9 protein-coding genes are annotated in these 15,989 nt (G+C 74.1%); 3 read left to right on the top strand and 6 right to left on the bottom strand.

What is annotated here, in order from left to right; genetic code table 11:
- Nucleotides 1-19 precede the first annotated feature (19 nt).
- Entirely contained in the window at nucleotides 20-6,169 is a 6,150-nt protein-coding gene (locus tag VT50_RS22225) for a hypothetical protein (protein ID WP_046087204.1), read from the top strand.
- Nucleotides 6,170-6,282: 113 nt separating this feature from the next.
- On the opposite strand, the gene VT50_RS22220 is transcribed toward VT50_RS22225, so the two are convergent.
- The 5 genes from VT50_RS22220 to VT50_RS22200 all read right to left on the bottom strand — a co-directional run bounded on the left by VT50_RS22220 (nucleotide 6,283) and on the right by VT50_RS22200 (nucleotide 13,656).
- On the bottom strand, nucleotides 6,283-7,749 hold the full coding sequence (locus VT50_RS22220) for an aldehyde dehydrogenase family protein (RefSeq protein WP_046087242.1): 1,467 nt from the start codon (nucleotides 7,747-7,749) through the stop codon (nucleotides 6,283-6,285).
- Complete coding sequence (locus VT50_RS22215) at nucleotides 7,746-8,903, bottom strand: aromatic ring-hydroxylating oxygenase subunit alpha (RefSeq protein ID WP_046087203.1); 1,158 nt, start codon at nucleotides 8,901-8,903, stop codon at nucleotides 7,746-7,748. The genes VT50_RS22220 and VT50_RS22215 overlap by 4 nt, the downstream gene beginning before the upstream one ends.
- A gap of 105 nt (nucleotides 8,904-9,008) precedes the next feature.
- Nucleotides 9,009-11,453: a GcvT family protein gene (locus VT50_RS22210; protein ID WP_240529253.1), complete on the bottom strand. Its 2,445-nt coding sequence runs from the start codon at nucleotides 11,451-11,453 to the stop codon at nucleotides 9,009-9,011.
- Entirely contained in the window at nucleotides 11,450-12,535 is a 1,086-nt protein-coding gene (locus VT50_RS22205; protein WP_046087240.1) for an S-(hydroxymethyl)mycothiol dehydrogenase, read from the bottom strand. The genes VT50_RS22210 and VT50_RS22205 overlap by 4 nt, the downstream gene beginning before the upstream one ends.
- Before the next feature lie 323 nt (nucleotides 12,536-12,858).
- Nucleotides 12,859-13,656: an IclR family transcriptional regulator gene (locus VT50_RS22200; RefSeq protein ID WP_046087202.1), complete on the bottom strand. Its 798-nt coding sequence runs from the start codon at nucleotides 13,654-13,656 to the stop codon at nucleotides 12,859-12,861.
- 151 nt (nucleotides 13,657-13,807) lie between these two features.
- Between VT50_RS22200 and VT50_RS22195 the strand changes: the two genes are divergently transcribed.
- Together VT50_RS22195 and VT50_RS22190 are read left to right on the top strand one after the other, a co-directional pair.
- Complete coding sequence (locus tag VT50_RS22195; RefSeq protein WP_046087201.1) at nucleotides 13,808-14,170, top strand: bifunctional 3-phenylpropionate/cinnamic acid dioxygenase ferredoxin subunit; 363 nt, start codon at nucleotides 13,808-13,810, stop codon at nucleotides 14,168-14,170.
- Complete coding sequence (locus VT50_RS22190) at nucleotides 14,167-15,369, top strand: NAD(P)/FAD-dependent oxidoreductase (protein ID WP_046087200.1); 1,203 nt, start codon at nucleotides 14,167-14,169, stop codon at nucleotides 15,367-15,369. The genes VT50_RS22195 and VT50_RS22190 overlap by 4 nt, the downstream gene beginning before the upstream one ends.
- On the opposite strand, the gene VT50_RS22185 is transcribed toward VT50_RS22190, so the two are convergent.
- Nucleotides 15,317-15,766, bottom strand: a complete 450-nt coding sequence (locus tag VT50_RS22185; RefSeq protein ID WP_420822212.1) for a hypothetical protein — start codon at nucleotides 15,764-15,766, stop codon at nucleotides 15,317-15,319. The two genes, VT50_RS22190 and VT50_RS22185, sit on opposite strands and share 53 nt — an antisense overlap.
- Between the last annotated feature and the right edge of the window lie 223 nt (nucleotides 15,767-15,989).

Raw genomic sequence — 15,989 nt, 5'->3', positions numbered from 1 at the left:
ACAACGAGAGTCCGCCGCCATGTACGAGCTGTCCCGGATCCGCCTCTACTCCATCGGCCCGGCCGGTGCGCGGTACGCCGACACCGTGCTGGACCTGCGCGGGGTCGGCGATCCGGTGCCCAGCCCCGCGCCCACCCAGGCGGAGTTCTTCGAGGAGGAGCCGGTCGGCCCGCCGCGCCGCCCCGCCCCCGCCGGGGTGCTCTTCCTGGAGAACGGCGGCGGTAAGTCCGTCCTGCTCAAGCTGATCTTCTCGGTGATGCTGCCCGGCCACCGCAACACCCTGGGCGGGGCCAGCTCCGGGGTGCTGCGCAAGTTCCTGCTCGCCGACGACTGCGGGCATGTGGCGCTGGAGTGGCAGCACACCGTCACCGGGGAGACCGTCGTCGTCGGCAAGGTCAGCGAATGGCGCGGCCGTCAGGTCTCCAACGACCCTCGGAAGTTCGCCGAGGCGTGGTACTCCTTCCGGCCCGGCCCCGGGATGAGCCTGGACTCGCTGCCGGTCGCCGAGTCCGCGGCGGTGCGGCCCGCCGTCGAGGGCGCCTCCACCGCCCGCGGCCGCCGCCGCACCATGAAGGGCTTCCGTGATGCCCTTACGGAGGCCGTCAAGGCGTACCCGCATCTGGACGTGGTCTGGGTGGAGATCCACGAACGCTGGAACGAACACCTCGGCGAGCTCGGCCTCGACCCCGAACTCTTCCGCTACCAGCGGGAGATGAACGCCGACGAGGGTGAGGCCGCCGGGCTCTTCGCGGTCAAGAACGACTCGGACTTCACCGACCTCCTGCTGCGCGCCGTCACCGACACCCGCGACACGGACGGGCTCGCCGACCTCGTCCACGGCTTCGCCCACAAGCTGGGGCGCCGTGCCGAGCTGACCGCCGAGCGTGAGTTCACCGCCGGTTCGCTCGATCTGCTCCAGCGCATCGCGGACGCCGCGGAGCGGCGTGAGCAGGCGCGCGGTGTGCACGCGGGCGCCGAGCGCCGCACCCGTACGCTGGCCCGGCGGCTGTCCGCGCGCGGCGCGGAGGAGCGGGCCCGCGCCGCCGGGCTCGCCGAGCGGGTCGCCTCCGCCGCCGAGGCCGTCACCGCCGCCGAGGGGGCGCGCGGGCGCAGCGACCTCGTCGCCGCCGAAATCGCCTACCGGCACGCCTCCTTGGCGCTCACCGCCGCCGAGAAGGGCGCCGCCGCGCAGCGCCGCGAGCTCAACGACGCCCGCACCCTGCACTCCGCCTGGCAGGCCGCAGAGACCGTGCTGCGGCACCGCGCCGCCGCCGACCGCTCCGCGCGGGTGGCCGCCGCCATCCTCGAGGCCGAGCGGGACGCGGCGCCCGCGCTCGCCGCCCGCGCCAAGGCCGCCGCCGACCTCGTCCGTGCCCTCCACGCGGCGGCGGAGGACGGTGAACGGGTCGCCAACGAGGAGGAGGAGCGCTCCGCGGGCCTCCAGGAGGCCGGTGAGGCCGCCCACCGCGACGCCACCTCCGCCGCCACGGCGGCCCAGCGTGCCCGCAGCGACGCCGAGCATCTGCGCCAGCGGCTCACCGAGGTCGAGCAGGAGACCGCCGAGGCCGTCCGCGCCGGATGGCTCGACGACTCCGCCCCCGACGCCGACCCGGCCCGCGCCGCGCTCGCCGCGAGCGACGCCGAGAAGACCACGGTCGCCGCGTTCGACGAGGCCCGCGAGACCGCCCGGCGCACCGCAGACCACGCGAAGTCGGCCGCGGCCGAGGAGGCCCGCGCCGAACTGGCCGCGGCGCGAGCGGTGGACGCGGCGCGGGCCGCGGAGTCCGCGTACGACGCGGAGCGGCGCGTAGCGGAGGCGCTGGGCGCGGAGCGGCGCCTGGTCGAACTGCTCGGCCTGCCACAGCTCCCCGCCGCCGTCCCCGCCCCGCGCGCCGCTGCCACCCGCCCGTCCCCGGCGGAGGCGCGCGCGGCGCGCGGCGTCACCGTGCGCCTGCCGGACGCGGACGCCGCGGGCCGCCGAGGCACCCGCGCCCTGCCGACCGACTCCGACCGGACCGGGTGGATCACGGTCCACGTGGACGAGGAGGACGCGGACGACATCGGCCTCTCCCAACTCCCCGCCGCCTTCCGCGCGGCCCCCTCCGCCCTGAGCAACCCCCTGGACGGCGACCACGCCTACGCCCCCGAACAGCGCCCCACCGACACCCTCGAACGCCTCGCGGAAGAGAACTGCGCCGCGCCGCCCGCCGCCCCGGAAAACGGCCCCGCGACGCCCGGCCCGGCGCCCCGGTTGACGGATGCCGCCCACGTCGAGGACGTACGGCCACACGGCGGCCCGCTGCACGAGGCGGGTCAGGACACGGGCGCGCCCGCCCTAGCCCCCACGGTCGCCGGGCCCGCGGCCACCGGCCCTGCGAGCGCCGAATCCGCAAGCCCTACGGGCGAGTTGGGCGCAGCCCCGGATGTGCACGCAGCCAGCAGCTCGGCGGCCCGGCTGGCGGATGGCCCCGCTCCCACGGGCTCGGTTACGGGCCCGGTGGGCGAGGCGGGCCCCGGTGAGCCCAACGAGGGCGACGCCGCCTCGGTGGGTGACCGGTGGGCCGGTTGGCATGGGGCGGGCGGTGGCGAGGACGGGGAGGTGGGCTCGGCAGAGGCTTCCCGGCGGCGTCCGCTCGCGGCGGAGTCGCGGCCCGCGGGGCGGGTGACGGTACGGATCGATGAGGCCGACGACGATACGTCGGGCGGTGGCGGCCCGCGCCCGGAGGGCCGCCGTGGTGGTGCCCCGAACGCCGCGGCCGATTCCCACGGTGACGGCCGTCACGCCGGGCCGGAGGCCGCCACGGCGGCTTCCGCCGACGTCAGCCACGCGGCCCCGCACGGCGGCGCCCGGGTCGCGGCGGCCGAGTCCCGGCCGTCCGGAGAGGTGTCGGCCCGGGTCGGGGACGGTGACGACGGCCAGGCCGAGGGGGAGGCCGCCGCTACGGACGCCAAGCCCGATGGGCAGGTCACCGCCACTGGCACCCGGCCCGGCAGCGGCACTCCTGCCGACGCCGCGACCGGCTCCTCCGCCGACTCTGCGACCGACGGCACCGCCCCCGACTCCGGCTCCGCGACCGCCCCCGACTCCGCCACTGCCCCCGGTTCCTCCGCCGACACCGTCACCCCCACCGACGTCGTCACCGTTGCCGCCCTCGACGTCTCCGCCGACGCTGACTCTGACGTCTCCGCCGCCGCCGACACCGACTCCGCGACTGTCGCCCCTACCGACGTCGTCACCTCCGCCGCGACCGCCGACGCCGCCGACACCGCTCCCGACGACTCCGACTGCTGGAGCCCCGAACTCGGCGGTGAACCCGAAGCCCAAGCCGGACCCGACCGTGACCGCACCCCCGGCCCGGGCCCCGACCGTGGTCGCCAGCCACGGGCCGCCGCTCGGCCCGCCCCCAAGCCCCTCATCGAAGGGCCGCTCACCGCCGAGGAGTTGGACCGGAGCGCCGAGGCGTTGCGGGAGCTGCTGGAAGAGAGCGTGGGCTCCGCCGAGCGGCAGTTGTTCGAGTTGCGGACCGCTGCCGCCGAGGACGCGCGGATCCTGGGGGCGCTCGGGGACGGCGGGCTGTTGCCGCCCAGCGCCGATGTGCTGGTGGCCGTCGAGTTCCTGGGCGAGCACGGCATCCCCGCGCTCCCCGGCTGGCGTTATCTCGCCCAGGCCGTGGACCCCGCCGACCACGCCGCCGTGCTCGCGGCCCGGCCCGAGCTGGTGGACGGCGTCGTCATCACCGACCCCGGCACCCACGCCCGCGCCCGCGAGGTGCTGGGCCAGGCGTCGCTGCTGCCGCGGTCCGCCGTGGCCGTCGGGACGTCGGCCGCGCTGCTCGCGCCGACGCCCGCGCCCGGCGCCGCGGACAGCGGGGTCTTCCTCGTGCCGCCGAACCCGGCCATGCACGACGAGCGCGCGGCCGACGACGAGCGGCGCGAGCTGCGGGCCCGTGCCACCGCGCGGGACGAGGAGATCAGGGCGCTGGCCGCCCGGCTGGCCGGGGACCGGGCGCTGTCCGCGCGCCTCGCCTCCTGGCGCACCGGCTGCCCGTCCGGGCGGCTCGCGGAGCTCGCGGCGGCGGCCGAGACCGCCCGGGAGTCCGCCGACACCGCGCAGGGCGACCTCGTGGAGGCGCGTACGGCGAGGGCCGAGGCCGACGAGGCCGCCACCGAGGCCGCCCGGGTCCGGGACGAGCGCCAGGAGGCGGCGCAGCGGGCCCGCCGGGTGGCGGACGCGCTGGCCGGTCTGGCGTACCGGCTGCGGGAGCGCGCCACCTGGCAGACCCGGCTGCGCGAACTGGCCGAGGAGGCCGCCGAGTACGAGGAGCGCGCCGCGGGCTGTGTGGACCGGGCCCGCGCCGCCGACGAGGACCGGCGCGCCGCCCAGCGCGCGGCCGACGACGCGCGCCGTACCGCCCGCGCACTGCGCGCCGAGCGCGCGGAGATCGCGGGCGCTCCCGACGACCTCGGTGAGGACACCGAGCCGCCCACCGTCTCGCTGCCCGCGCTCCGCGAGGCGTACCGCGCCGCCTCCCAGGTCTACGAGAAGGTCGGCGTCGGCGCCGACCTCCGCGCCGAACAGGCCCGCGCCGAAAGCGACGAGAGCGCGGCCCTCGCCACCCTCGACCGGCTCACCAACAAGGTCCGCACCCGTGCCGCCCAGCTCTTGGAGGGCACCGACGGGGCCGACGGCCCTTCCCGCCAGGCCGCCGCCGCCCGCGCGGAATCGCTGGTCCAGATGCTGGAGAGCCGTGCCTCGGCGGCGAGCGAGCAGCTGGGACGGCTGCGCGGCGAGGCCGAGCGGCTAGCCCCCGCGGACGGCGACGCCCACACCGAGCTGCCGGAGGAGCTGGCCCCGGCCGACGCCGAGCAGGCGAAGAAGCTGCTGCGCACCGCCAACGGCGAACTGGCCGCCCGTACGGACGCCCTGGACACCGCCCGCACCGCCCACGCCGACCTGGTGCGCGCCCACCGCGCCGCCGAGGACGCGGCGGGCGGCTTCGACGAGACCGCCGCCCTGCTGCGGGATCTGCTGCGGGACGGCCCCGGTGCGGAGGACGACGGTGAGCGGCCCGAGCCGTACGCCGGGGATCTCGCCGAGGCCCGTCAGGCCGCCGCCGAGACCCGCCGCTCACTGCGCGGCTGCGCCGCCGACCTGTCGGCGGCCGAGTCCTCGGTGCGGGAGGCGAGCGACGTCCTGGTACGGCACGCCAACTCCACCCGCTACGAGCAGGTGCGCACCCCCGCCCGCCAGCAGATCCGGGAGCTCCCCGCGGCCGCGCTGCCCGAGCACGCCGCCGCCTGGGCCGAGGCGTTCGCGCCCCGGCTGCGCGTGCTCACCGACGAGCTGGAGCAGCTGGAGCGCAACCGCGACTCGATCGTGGACCGGCTGCGCGGCCTCGTCGAGTCCTGCCTGGCCACGCTGCGTTCGGCACAGCGGCTCTCCCGGCTCCCGGAGGGGCTGGGCGAGTGGTCGGGCCAGGAGTTCCTGCGGATCCGCTTCGAGGACCCCGACCAGGCCTCGCTCACCGAGCGGCTTGGCGAGGTCATCGACGAGGCCACCCGCTCCGCCGTGCGGAAGAACTCCGATCTGCGCCGGGACGGCATGTCGCTGCTGCTGCGCGGGGTCCATGCCGCGCTCCAGCCGCGCGGGGTGGCCGTGGAGATCCTCAAGCCGGACGCGGTGCTGCGCGCCGAGCGGGTGCCGGTGGGGCAGATGGGCGATGTGTTCTCCGGCGGCCAGCTGCTGACCGCCGCCATCGCGCTGTACTGCACGATGGCGGCCCTGCGCAGCAACGACCGGGGCCGCGACAAGCACCGCCACGCGGGCACGCTCTTCCTCGACAACCCCATCGGCCGCGCCAACGCCACCTATCTGCTGGAGCTCCAGCGGGCGGTGGCGGACGCGCTGGGGGTGCAGCTGCTCTATACGACGGGCCTGTTCGACACCACGGCGCTGGCCGAGTTCCCGCTGGTGATCCGGTTGCGCAATGACGCGGACCTGCGGGCCGGGCTGAAGTACATCAGCGTCGAGGAGCATCTGCGGCCGGGCCTGCCGGTCCGGGAGCCGGAGGAGGAGCAGCAGGTGCACGGCCAGATCACCGCCACCCGGATGTACCGCCGCCCCGAGGCGGACGTGGAGGCGCCCGCCGAGGCGGCGGACCGCCCATGAGCCCGGCGGGCCACCCCTGACCGGGGCTCGCCGCGGAGGCTGCGCGAACCAGCCGTACGAACCGGCTCCGCGGGGGTCAGGTGAACCAGTCGTACGGACCGGCCCCGTGGCGGTTAGGCGAACCAGCCCTGCGGACGCGGACGCGTATTGCGCCAGATGTGCTTGGCCTCCCGGTATTCCGCGAGCCCGCTGGGCCCCAGCTCCCGCCCGGTCCCGGACTGCTTGAACCCGCCCCACTCCGCCTGCGGGAGACAGGGGTGGTAGTCGTTGATCCAGACGGTGCCCAGCCGCAGCCGCGAGGCCACCCGCTGCGCCCGCTCCTCGTCGTCGGACCATACGGCCCCGGCGAGCCCGTACACCGTGTCGTTGGCCAGCCGCACCGCCTCATCCTCACCGGTGAAACGTTCCACCGTGAGCACCGGTCCAAAGGACTCATCGGCCAGCACCGACATCCCGCTGTGGCAGCGATCGAGGACGGTCGGCAGAAAGTAGTAGCCGTCGTCCAGGGCCGGATCGTCGGGGCGGGTGCCCCCGCACCGCAGCCGGGCACCCTCCGCGAGCCCCGCCGCCACATACGCCTCGACCTTGGCCCGGTGCGCGGCCGAGATCAGCGGGCCGGTCTGGGCCCGCTCGTCGAAAGGACCGCCGAGCCGGATCCCGCGGGCGCGCCGCACCACCTCCTCCACGAAGGCGTCGTGCACCGGATCCTCCACCAGCAGCCGGGCCCCGGCCGAGCAGACCTGTCCGGAGTGGAGGAAGACCGCGGTGAGCGCGTAGTCCACGGCCGTGTCGAAGTCCGCGTCGGCGAAGACCACATTGGGGTTCTTGCCGCCCAGCTCCAGCGAGGTCCGCTTGACCGTGCCCGAGGCCGCGGCCATGATGCGGCGCCCGGTCCGCAGGCCCCCGGTGAAGGACACCATGTCCACATCGGGGTTGTCGGTGAGCGGGGCCCCGGCCTCGGCGCCCGGGCCGAGCACCAGATTGGCCACCCCGTCCGGCAGCCCGGCCTCCGCCAGCAGCCGCATCAGGGCGATCGCGGTGCTGGGGGTGAGCTCACTGGGCTTCAGTACGAAGGTGTTGCCCGCGGCGAGCGCGGGCGCCACCTTCCACGCGGTCTGCAGCAGCGGATAGTTCCACGGGGTGATCAGCGCACAGACCCCGACCGGTTCATAGACCACCCGGCTGACGGCGTGTTCGCTGCCGGTGTCCACGACCCGGTCCGCCTCGGTGCGCACCAGCTGCCCGTAGTAGCGGAAGCACGCCGCCACACCGTCGATGTCGTCGTCGCTCTCGGCCAGTCGTTTCCCGGTGTCCAGGGACTCGGCGCGGGCGAGCGCCGCCTTGTCGCGCTCCACCAGGGCGGCGACCCGCAGCAGCAGATCGCCGCGCGCCCCGACCGGGGTACGGGGCCACGGCCCCTGGTCGAACGCCAGCCGGGCGGCGGCCACCGCCTCGGCCGCGTCCTTGCCGCCGCCCTCGTCGACGACCGCCACCAGCGATCCGTCGGCCGGGCAGCGTATCTCCCGGGTGCGCTCGTCGATCGCGCCGGTCCACTGGCCACCGATGAAGAGGTCCGTCACGGGCATTCCTCCGCTTCCGGGGTCGGGACATGGTCGGTCACCCATCGGTGGAAGGCGCCGATGTGGTGTTCGCTGGGGACGAGCACCCCGCCCTCGCGGTAGGCGCGGGAGTCCATGGCGGGCTGGGTGCGCTCACAGGCGTCGAAGTCCTGGGTGTTGACCCGGTGGAACAGCTCCACCGACTTCGACAGGTCCCGGTCGGACGCCACCACGTCGGGAGCGTAGAGCCAATCGCATTCGACCAGTGTGCGATCGGGAGCGAGCGGGAACATCCGGTGCATGATCACGTGGTCGGGGACCAGATTGAGGAAGACCTGCGGCCGTACGGTGATCGCGTAGTAGCGGCGGTCCTGCTCGTCGGCGATCCCCGTGAACCGGTCGAACCCCTCGCTGCCGTCCACCGTGAACCCCTGGGCCTCCTCGGCGAACTCCGCGCCGTGTCCGACGAAGTACTGGGCCGCCAGGCCGTCGGCGAACTCCGGCAGCACCTCGGTGAGTTCGGGGTGGATCGTCGCGCAGTGGTAGCACTCCATGAAGTTCTCGACGATCAGCTTCCAGTTGGCCTTGACGTCATAGGAGATCCGGCGGCCCAGCGCCAGCCCCGCCACGCCGTAGCGCTCCACGGAGTCCGCGTCGCCCAGCCGCTCGGCCACCGCCCCGATGACCGTCTCCTCGAACGACGGCGGCTCCTCGGCCAGGCAGACCCAGACATAGCCGAGCCATTCGCGAAGCCGTACCGGTACCAGTCCGCGCTCGACCCGGTCGATGTCGGGCATCCGCTGGAGGTTGGGCGCGGCGGTGAGCCGGCCGTCCAGATCGTAGGTCCAGGCGTGGTACGGGCACTGCAGCGAGCGCCGCACCGTACCGGACTCCTCGGTGCACAGCCGGGCGCCGCGGTGGCGGCAGATGTTGAGGAACGCCCGTGGCTCACCCCGCCGGTTGCGGGTGATCAGTACGCTCTCCCGGCCGATCTGCACGGTGCGGAAGGCGCCCGGCCGGTCCAGATCGGCCCCGCGCACCGCGCAGAACCACATGGCCTCCAACAGGTGCTCCTGCTCCCGGCGGAAGATACCGGGAGCGGTGTACCAGTGGCCGGGGAGAGTGGCCAGCAGACTGGGGGGCGTGACGGCGGGGGACTCGGGAGCCACAGTCATGGGTTCTCCTCAGGCGGTCGCGGCGGTCGGCCGACGGGGGGCGAAGAGCTCGATGGGGTGGGCGGTCTTACCGTGGTGCCAGCGGCGGATGCGCTCCACGCGGTGTCAACGGCGGATGCGCTCCATGCGCGGGTCGAAGAGGGGCTCGGCGGCGACGGTCGCGGGGACCTTCTCGCCGAAGTACTCGATGTGGACGGCGGTGCCGGGCACCGCGGCCGCTGCGGGCAGCCACGCGTAGGCGACCGTCCGGCCGATGGTGTAGCCGTAGGACGCGCTGGTCACATAGCCCGCCGGGACGCCGTCGGCGTACACCGGCTCCTTGCCCATGACCACCGCGGCCGGGTCGTCCAGGGTGAGACAGGTCAGCCTGCGCGCCGCCGTCTCCTCGGAGCGGCCCTCGAGCGCCGCGCGGCCGAGGAAGTCGCCCTTGTTCATCCGGACCGCGAAGCCGACCCCGGCCTCGTAGGGATCGTGCTCGGTGGTCATGTCATGGCCCCAGGCGCGGTAGCCCTTCTCCAGCCGCAGACTGTTGAACGCCGAGCGCCCGGCGGCGATCACCCCGTGGCGCTGTCCGGCCTCCCACAGGGTGTCCCACAGCCGCAGGCCCATGTCGGCGGTGGTGTACAGCTCCCAGCCGAGCTCGCCGACGTAGCTCAGCCGCATCGCGGTCACCGGGACATGGCCGATAAAGGTCTGCCGGGCCTTGAAGTAGCCGAACGCCCCGTGCGAGAAGTCATCGCGGGTCAGCGGCTGGACCAGCTCCCGGGCGAGCGGCCCCCACACCCCGACGCAGCAGGTGCCCGGGGTGATGTCCGCGATGTGGACGTCATCCGGTGCGTGGCGCAGCAGCCAGTCCAGGTCCAGCCCGCCGTTGGCGCCCACCTGGAAGTGGTGCTCGGAGAGCCGGGCGACGGTGAGGTCGCTGCGGATGCCCCCGGCCTCGTCCAGCAGCAGGGTGTAGGTGACCGCGCCGGGCTTCTTCGCCAGCTGATTGGTGGTCATGCGCTGGAGGAAGTCCAGCGCCCCGGGCCCGCTGACCGCCAGCCGCTTGAGCGGGGTCATGTCGTACAGCGCGACCCGTTCCCGGGTGACCCTGGCCTCGGCGGCGGCGATGGGCGACCAGTAGCGGGCCGACCAGGCGTCGCGCGGGGGCAGCTCGACGGACTCGGCGAGCGGGGCGTTCGCCTCGTACCAGTGCGGACGCTCCCAGCCCGCCGCCTCCAGGAAGTATCCGCCCAGCTCGCGCTGGCGGACGTGGAAGGGGCTGACCCGCAGCGGACGCGGCTGTTCCATCGGCTGCAGCGGATGGATGACGTCATAGACCTCGACGAAGCTCTGCTGACCCCGCTCGGTGACGTAGTCGGGGGAGCGCTGGGCGTCCTCGAAGCGGTACAGATCGCATTCGTGGACGTCCATGCCCGGCCGCCCGTCCGTCATCCACTCGGCCACCGCCCGGGCGACGCCCGCGGAGTGGGTCACCCACACCGCCTCGGCCAGCCAGAAGCCGCGCACCTCGCGGGACTCGCCGATCACCGGCATCCCGTCCGGGGTGAAGGAGAAGACGCCGTTGAAGCCCTCCTCGACCCGGCTCGCCCCGAGCGCGGGGAGCAGCTGGACGCTGTCCTCCCAGCTGGCGGCGAAGTCCTCCGGGGTGAACGGCAGCGAGGACGGCATCACCGGGGCGTCGTCGTACGCGGGCAGCCGCGCCGGGTCCACGGGCAGCGGGCGGTGGGCGTAGCTGCCGATGCCGATGCGGTCGGTGTGCTCGCGGTAGTACAGGTCGCGGTCCTGGAACCGCAGGATCGGCTTGCTCGCCTCCGTACGGGGGTCGTTGACCCCCGCGAGCTCGGGCAGCGGCCCGGTCTTGGCGTACTGGTGGGCCAGCGGCTGCAGGGGTACGGGGACCCCGGCCATCTCCCCGATCAGCGGGCCCCAGAACCCCGCGGCGGAGACCACGACGTCGGCCGGGAAGGTGCCCCGGTCGGTGACGACGGCGGTCACCCGGCCGCCCTCCCGCTCGATGGCGGTCACGGTGTGCCGGTCCAGGAAGCGGGCGCCGTGCGCGGTGGCCCGCTCCACCTGGGCGCGGGAGGCGAGCAGCGCCCGGGCCAGCCCGTCGTCCGGGGTGTGGAGGCCGCCGAGGATCCGCTCCTGGTCCAGCATCGGCCACAGCTCGGCGCACCGGGCCGGGCCGAGCAGTTCGGCCCGTACGCCCCAGGAGGCCGCGAGACCGGCCTTGCGGTGCAGATCGGCCCAGCGCTCCTCGCTGGTGGCGATCTCCAGACCGCCCACCGGATTGAAGCAGGGCAGCCCGTCGACCTCGAGGGACGAGAACTTCTCCACGGTGTACCGGGCGAAGTCGGTGAGGGCCTTGGAGGGGCTGGTCTGGAAGACCAGACCGGGGGCGTGGGAGGTCGAGCCGCCGGGGGCCAGCAGCGGGCCCTGCTCCAGGACGGTGACGTCCCGCCAGCCACGGGCGGTCAGCTCATCGGCGAGCGAGCAGCCGACGATCCCGGCCCCGACGATCACGACTCGGGCATCGGTGTTCACAGGACCACCACCGATCGCAGCACCTCGCCGCGCTGCATCTTCGCGAACGCCGACTCGACCTCGTCCAGCGTGATCGTCTCGCTGACGAACGCCTCCAGATCCAGCTTGCGGCTGAGGTGGAGGTCGACCAGGACCGGGAAGTCCCGGCTGGGCAGACAGTCCCCGTACCAGGACGATTTGAGCGCGCCGCCCCGCGAGAACAGATCGATCAGCGGCAGATCGATGCGCATCTCCGGGTCCGGCACCCCGACCTGCACCAGCACCCCGGCCAGATCGCGCATATAGAAGCCCTGGGCATAGGTCTCGGGGCGGCCCACCGCGTCGATGACCACATTCGCGCCGAAGCCCCCGGTCAGCTCGCGCACCGCCTCGACCGGGTCCGTACCACGGGAGTTGACGGTGTCGGTGGCGCCGAAGCGGGTCGCCGAGTCCAGCTTGGCGTCGTCGATGTCCACGGCGATCACCCGGCGCGCCCCGGACAGCGCGGCCCCGGCGATCGCCGCGTTGCCCACGCCGCCGCAGCCGATGACCGCGACCGTGTCGCCGTTGGACACCCCGCCGGTGTGCACGGCCGCGCCGTACCCGGCCATCACCCCGCAGCCGATCAGGCCCGCCGCCTCCGGGCGCGCCGAGGGGTCGATCTTCACCGCCTGCCCGGCTGCGACCAGCGTCTTCTCGGCGAAGGCGCCGATGCCGAGCGCCGGGCTGAGCGGGGTGCCATCGGTGAGGGTCATCGGCTGGGCGGCGTTGCGGCTGTCGAAGCAGTACCACGGGCGGCCCCGGCGGCAGGAGCGGCAGCCGCCGCACGGCGCCCGCCAGGCCAGCACCACATAGTCACCGGGGGCCAGTCCGGTGACGCCGGGGCCCACGGCCTCGACCACTCCGGCCGCCTCATGCCCGAGCAGATACGGGAATTCGTCACCGATCGCGCCGTCGCGGTAGTGCAGGTCGGTGTGGCACACCCCGCACGCCTGCACTCCCACCAGCACCTCACCGGGGCCGGGCTCGGGCACGATAACGGGCACCACCTCCACCGGGGCACCCCTCTTGACCGCGACGACGGCGCGGGCTTCTTGCGGCATGGCTCACTCCTCTGTTCTCCTGCGCTCGCAGGGACCGGTGCACGGGAGCTGGCATGACTGCCTCGAAGGAGGGTGATGCCGGGGCCGTTCAACGGCCGCCGGTTACCCCCCAGTTGCGTATAGCGCGGCGTGTTGCGCGATGGGAGACATCCTGAAAGTCGCCGCCCCGTGCGGTCAAGGGGTGCGCGTAAACCGTCTGTGAACTGGCCCTGACGCGGGAATTCGCGTCGCCCGCACGCTGTTCGGCACCCCTGGTCACGGACGCGACGAGGGGGCCGGAGTCATCCGGCCCCCTCGTCGGGTGGGTGGGGTGGCGGGGTGGTTCAGCCGGGGAATCCCATCCGTCGGGACAGCTCCTCGGCGGTCTTCACGGCGTACTCCGCCAGATCGGGCAACCGGCTCTGGGCCATCCGGTACGCCGGTCCGGAGACGCCGATCGCCCCCATGACCGCGCCGTCGTGGCCGCGCACCGGCGCCGCCACCGCGTTCAGCCCGATCTCCAGCTCCTCGCAGGAGTAGGCGAACCCGCGCTCGGCCGCCGTCTCCAGCTGCTGCCGCAGCTCGGCGGCGGTGGTGATGGTGTGCTCGGTGAACCGCGGCAGCTTCCGCGTCACCAGCCGCTCCCGGCGCTCGCCCGACAGATGCGCCAGCAGCACCTTGCCGCTCGCGGTCGCGTGCAGCGCGGTGCGCCGTCCCAGCCAGTTGAAGGCGGTCACCGCGGCGGCGCCGCGCGCCTGCATGATGTTGACCGCCGCGTCCGCGTCCAGGACGGCGATATTGGCCGTCTCGCCGGTCTCGTCGGCCAGTGCCCGGCACACCGGGGCGCCCTCCTGCGAGATGTCCAGGCGGATGGCGGCGGCGCCCGCGAGTCTGAGCACCCCGGCGCCCAGGTAGTACTTCCCCCGGTCCCGCTCCTGCCCGACGAGTCCGCGGTTCTCCAGGACGCCCAGCAGTCGGAAGGCGGTCGATTTGTGGACCCCCAGCTCGTCGGCGATCTCGGTCACTCCGGCCTCGCCGAGTCTGGCAAGGATCTCCAGGACGCTGACCGCCCTGTCCACCGACTGCACTGCCCCGGCGGCCCCCCGCTTCTCCTCGGCCCGATCCTCGGTCGTGTTCGTCATGGTTCTGATCTCACCATCCGACGGCTCTGCGTGGGGCCCCTCGGGCCGGGGAACTCTTGACGGCTGCCTTCCCGATCTGGATTCTGTTGCGCATCGCGCTTTTCAGTGCACTATCCACAACGCATGATACCGATCAACGTGAGGGGGGCCAATGATTCCCGTCTGCCGTATCGAGGACCTGCCGGAGGGCGAGTCGGTGCGCATCGAGGCCGGCCATGCCACCGCGCCGATCGCGGTGTTCCACACCGACGGTGCGTTCTACGCCATCGATGACACCTGCAGCCACCAGGACGCCTCCCTCTCCGACGGGTGGCTGGAAGGCTGCTACGTGGAATGCCCGCTGCATGCCGCGCTGTTCGACCTGCGATCCGGCGAGCCGACCTGCCTGCCCGCCCGTAAGCCCGTACGGACCCACGCTGTCACGGTCGTGGACGGATTGCTGTATGTCCACCCCACGACGCAGACCGTTCCGGGCCAGCCCGTGCACGCGGCGCCGGAAGAAGCCGTGGCATGACGGCGGCCAGGACGGTCACCGTGGTCGGGGCCTCGCTCGCGGGTCTGCACGCGGCGCGAGGCCTGCGCTCCCAGGGATACGACGGGCGGCTGGTCGTCGTCGGCGAGGAGCACCACCGCCCCTACGACCGCCCGCCGCTGTCCAAGGAGTTCCTGACCGGGGACGGCGACCCGGGCGGGGGCCTCGGCCCGCTCGCCCTCACCGACCCCGAGGAGGAGGCCGAGCTGGACGCCGAGTGGCTGCTCGGCGTCCGGGCCGAGGCGCTGGACACCACGGCCGGTGAGATCCGTCTCACCGGCGGCCGCCCCCTGCGCACCGACGGCGTCGTCATCGCCACCGGCGCCACGCCCAGAACCCTGCCCCTCCCGCCGCTGGACGGGGTGCACACCCTGCGCACCCTCGATGACGCGCTGCGGCTCCGCGCCGAGCTGCGCGCGGGCGCCGAGCGGGCGGTGGTGATCGGCGCGGGCTTCATCGGCGCCGAGGTGGCCTCCTCCTGCGCCGCCCTCGGGCTCGACGTCACCGTCGTGGAGGCCGCACCGCTGCCACTGGTGCCCCAACTGGGCAAGCAGATGGCCCAGGTGTGCGCCGGGCTGCACGCCCGGGGCGGGGCCGCCCTGCTGTGCGGCACCGGTGTGGCCGGTCTGCGCGGAACCGGCCGGGTCACCGGGGTGGAGCTCACCGACGGGCGGGTGCTGCCCGCCGATGTGGTGGTCGTCGGCGTCGGGGTGCGTCCCGTCACCGGATGGCTGGAAGGCTCGGGTCTGGCCCTGGACGACGGGGTGCGGTGTGACGAGGGCTGTGTCACCGCGCTGCCCAATGTCGTGGCCGTCGGCGATGTGGCCCGGCTGGCCCAGCCGGGCACCGGGCGCACCGTCCGGGCGGAGCACTGGACCAGCGGCATGCTCCAGGGCGATGTGGCCGCCCGCAATCTGCTCGCCGGGTCCACCGTCGCACCCTTCGACGCGCTCCCCTACTTCTGGTCCGACCAGTACGGTGCGCGCATCCAGTACGCCGGGCGGCGCGAATCCGGGGACACGGTCCGGATTCTGGAGGGGGATCCCGCCGACGGCGGCGGCTTCCTCGCCGTCTACGAACGGGACGGCATCTCCACCGCCGCCCTCGGCGTGGACCGGCCCCGGCCCTTCATGCGGCTGCGCCGCGAGCTGGCCCGCGCTCCGCAGCCGGCCGGGAGGTGACCGCAGGGTCCGCCTCCCGGGCCCGCTCCCGGCGGCGCTGGCGGCGCAATTCGCGGGCCGTGCTGCTGGGCCGGGACACCACCCCGTAGCGCTGGCGCCAGACCTGCCGGGTCACCCACACATCCAGCACCCCCCAGGTGGCCACCACCGTGCTCGCCACCGTGGCGAGCACGACGGGGAAGGCGGACCAGGAGCCCGCCAGGGTGCACAGCAGGGCGACCATCACCTCCACCAGGGTCACGGCGATGATGATGACCGCGCGCACCGCCGCTGCACGGACGGGATCGGGCAGCCGCCGCCTGCGCGCCGGCTCCTCGGTCCACAACGGCCGGACCCCGTGCGCCGGGATGTCGCGATCCTTGTCCATCGCGTCCATGACGCTCCCACCCCTTTCCATGCTCTGCCCCGGTGTGGCCGAGTCAGATAGCGGGACTTGGGTCGTATGCCCCCCCAGTGTGCCCCGTTGGATCACGAATGGCACCGACCACGGGTTCCCCTGGGGAGGGGAAAACAAGCCAAGCGCCGCCGAACGGCCGTATGCGGCTGCCCGGGGAGGAGGTGTCGAGCGGCGGGGGGTAAGTCGGGAATCGCCCGACAACTCCTGATCACCGACTGTACGG

Origin of the sequence: Streptomyces antioxidans (genome assembly GCF_000968685.2) — a bacterium.
In the GTDB taxonomy this organism is placed as follows: domain Bacteria; phylum Actinomycetota; class Actinomycetes; order Streptomycetales; family Streptomycetaceae; genus Streptomyces; species Streptomyces antioxidans.
This window is presented reverse-complemented; position numbering and strand designations above follow the sequence as displayed.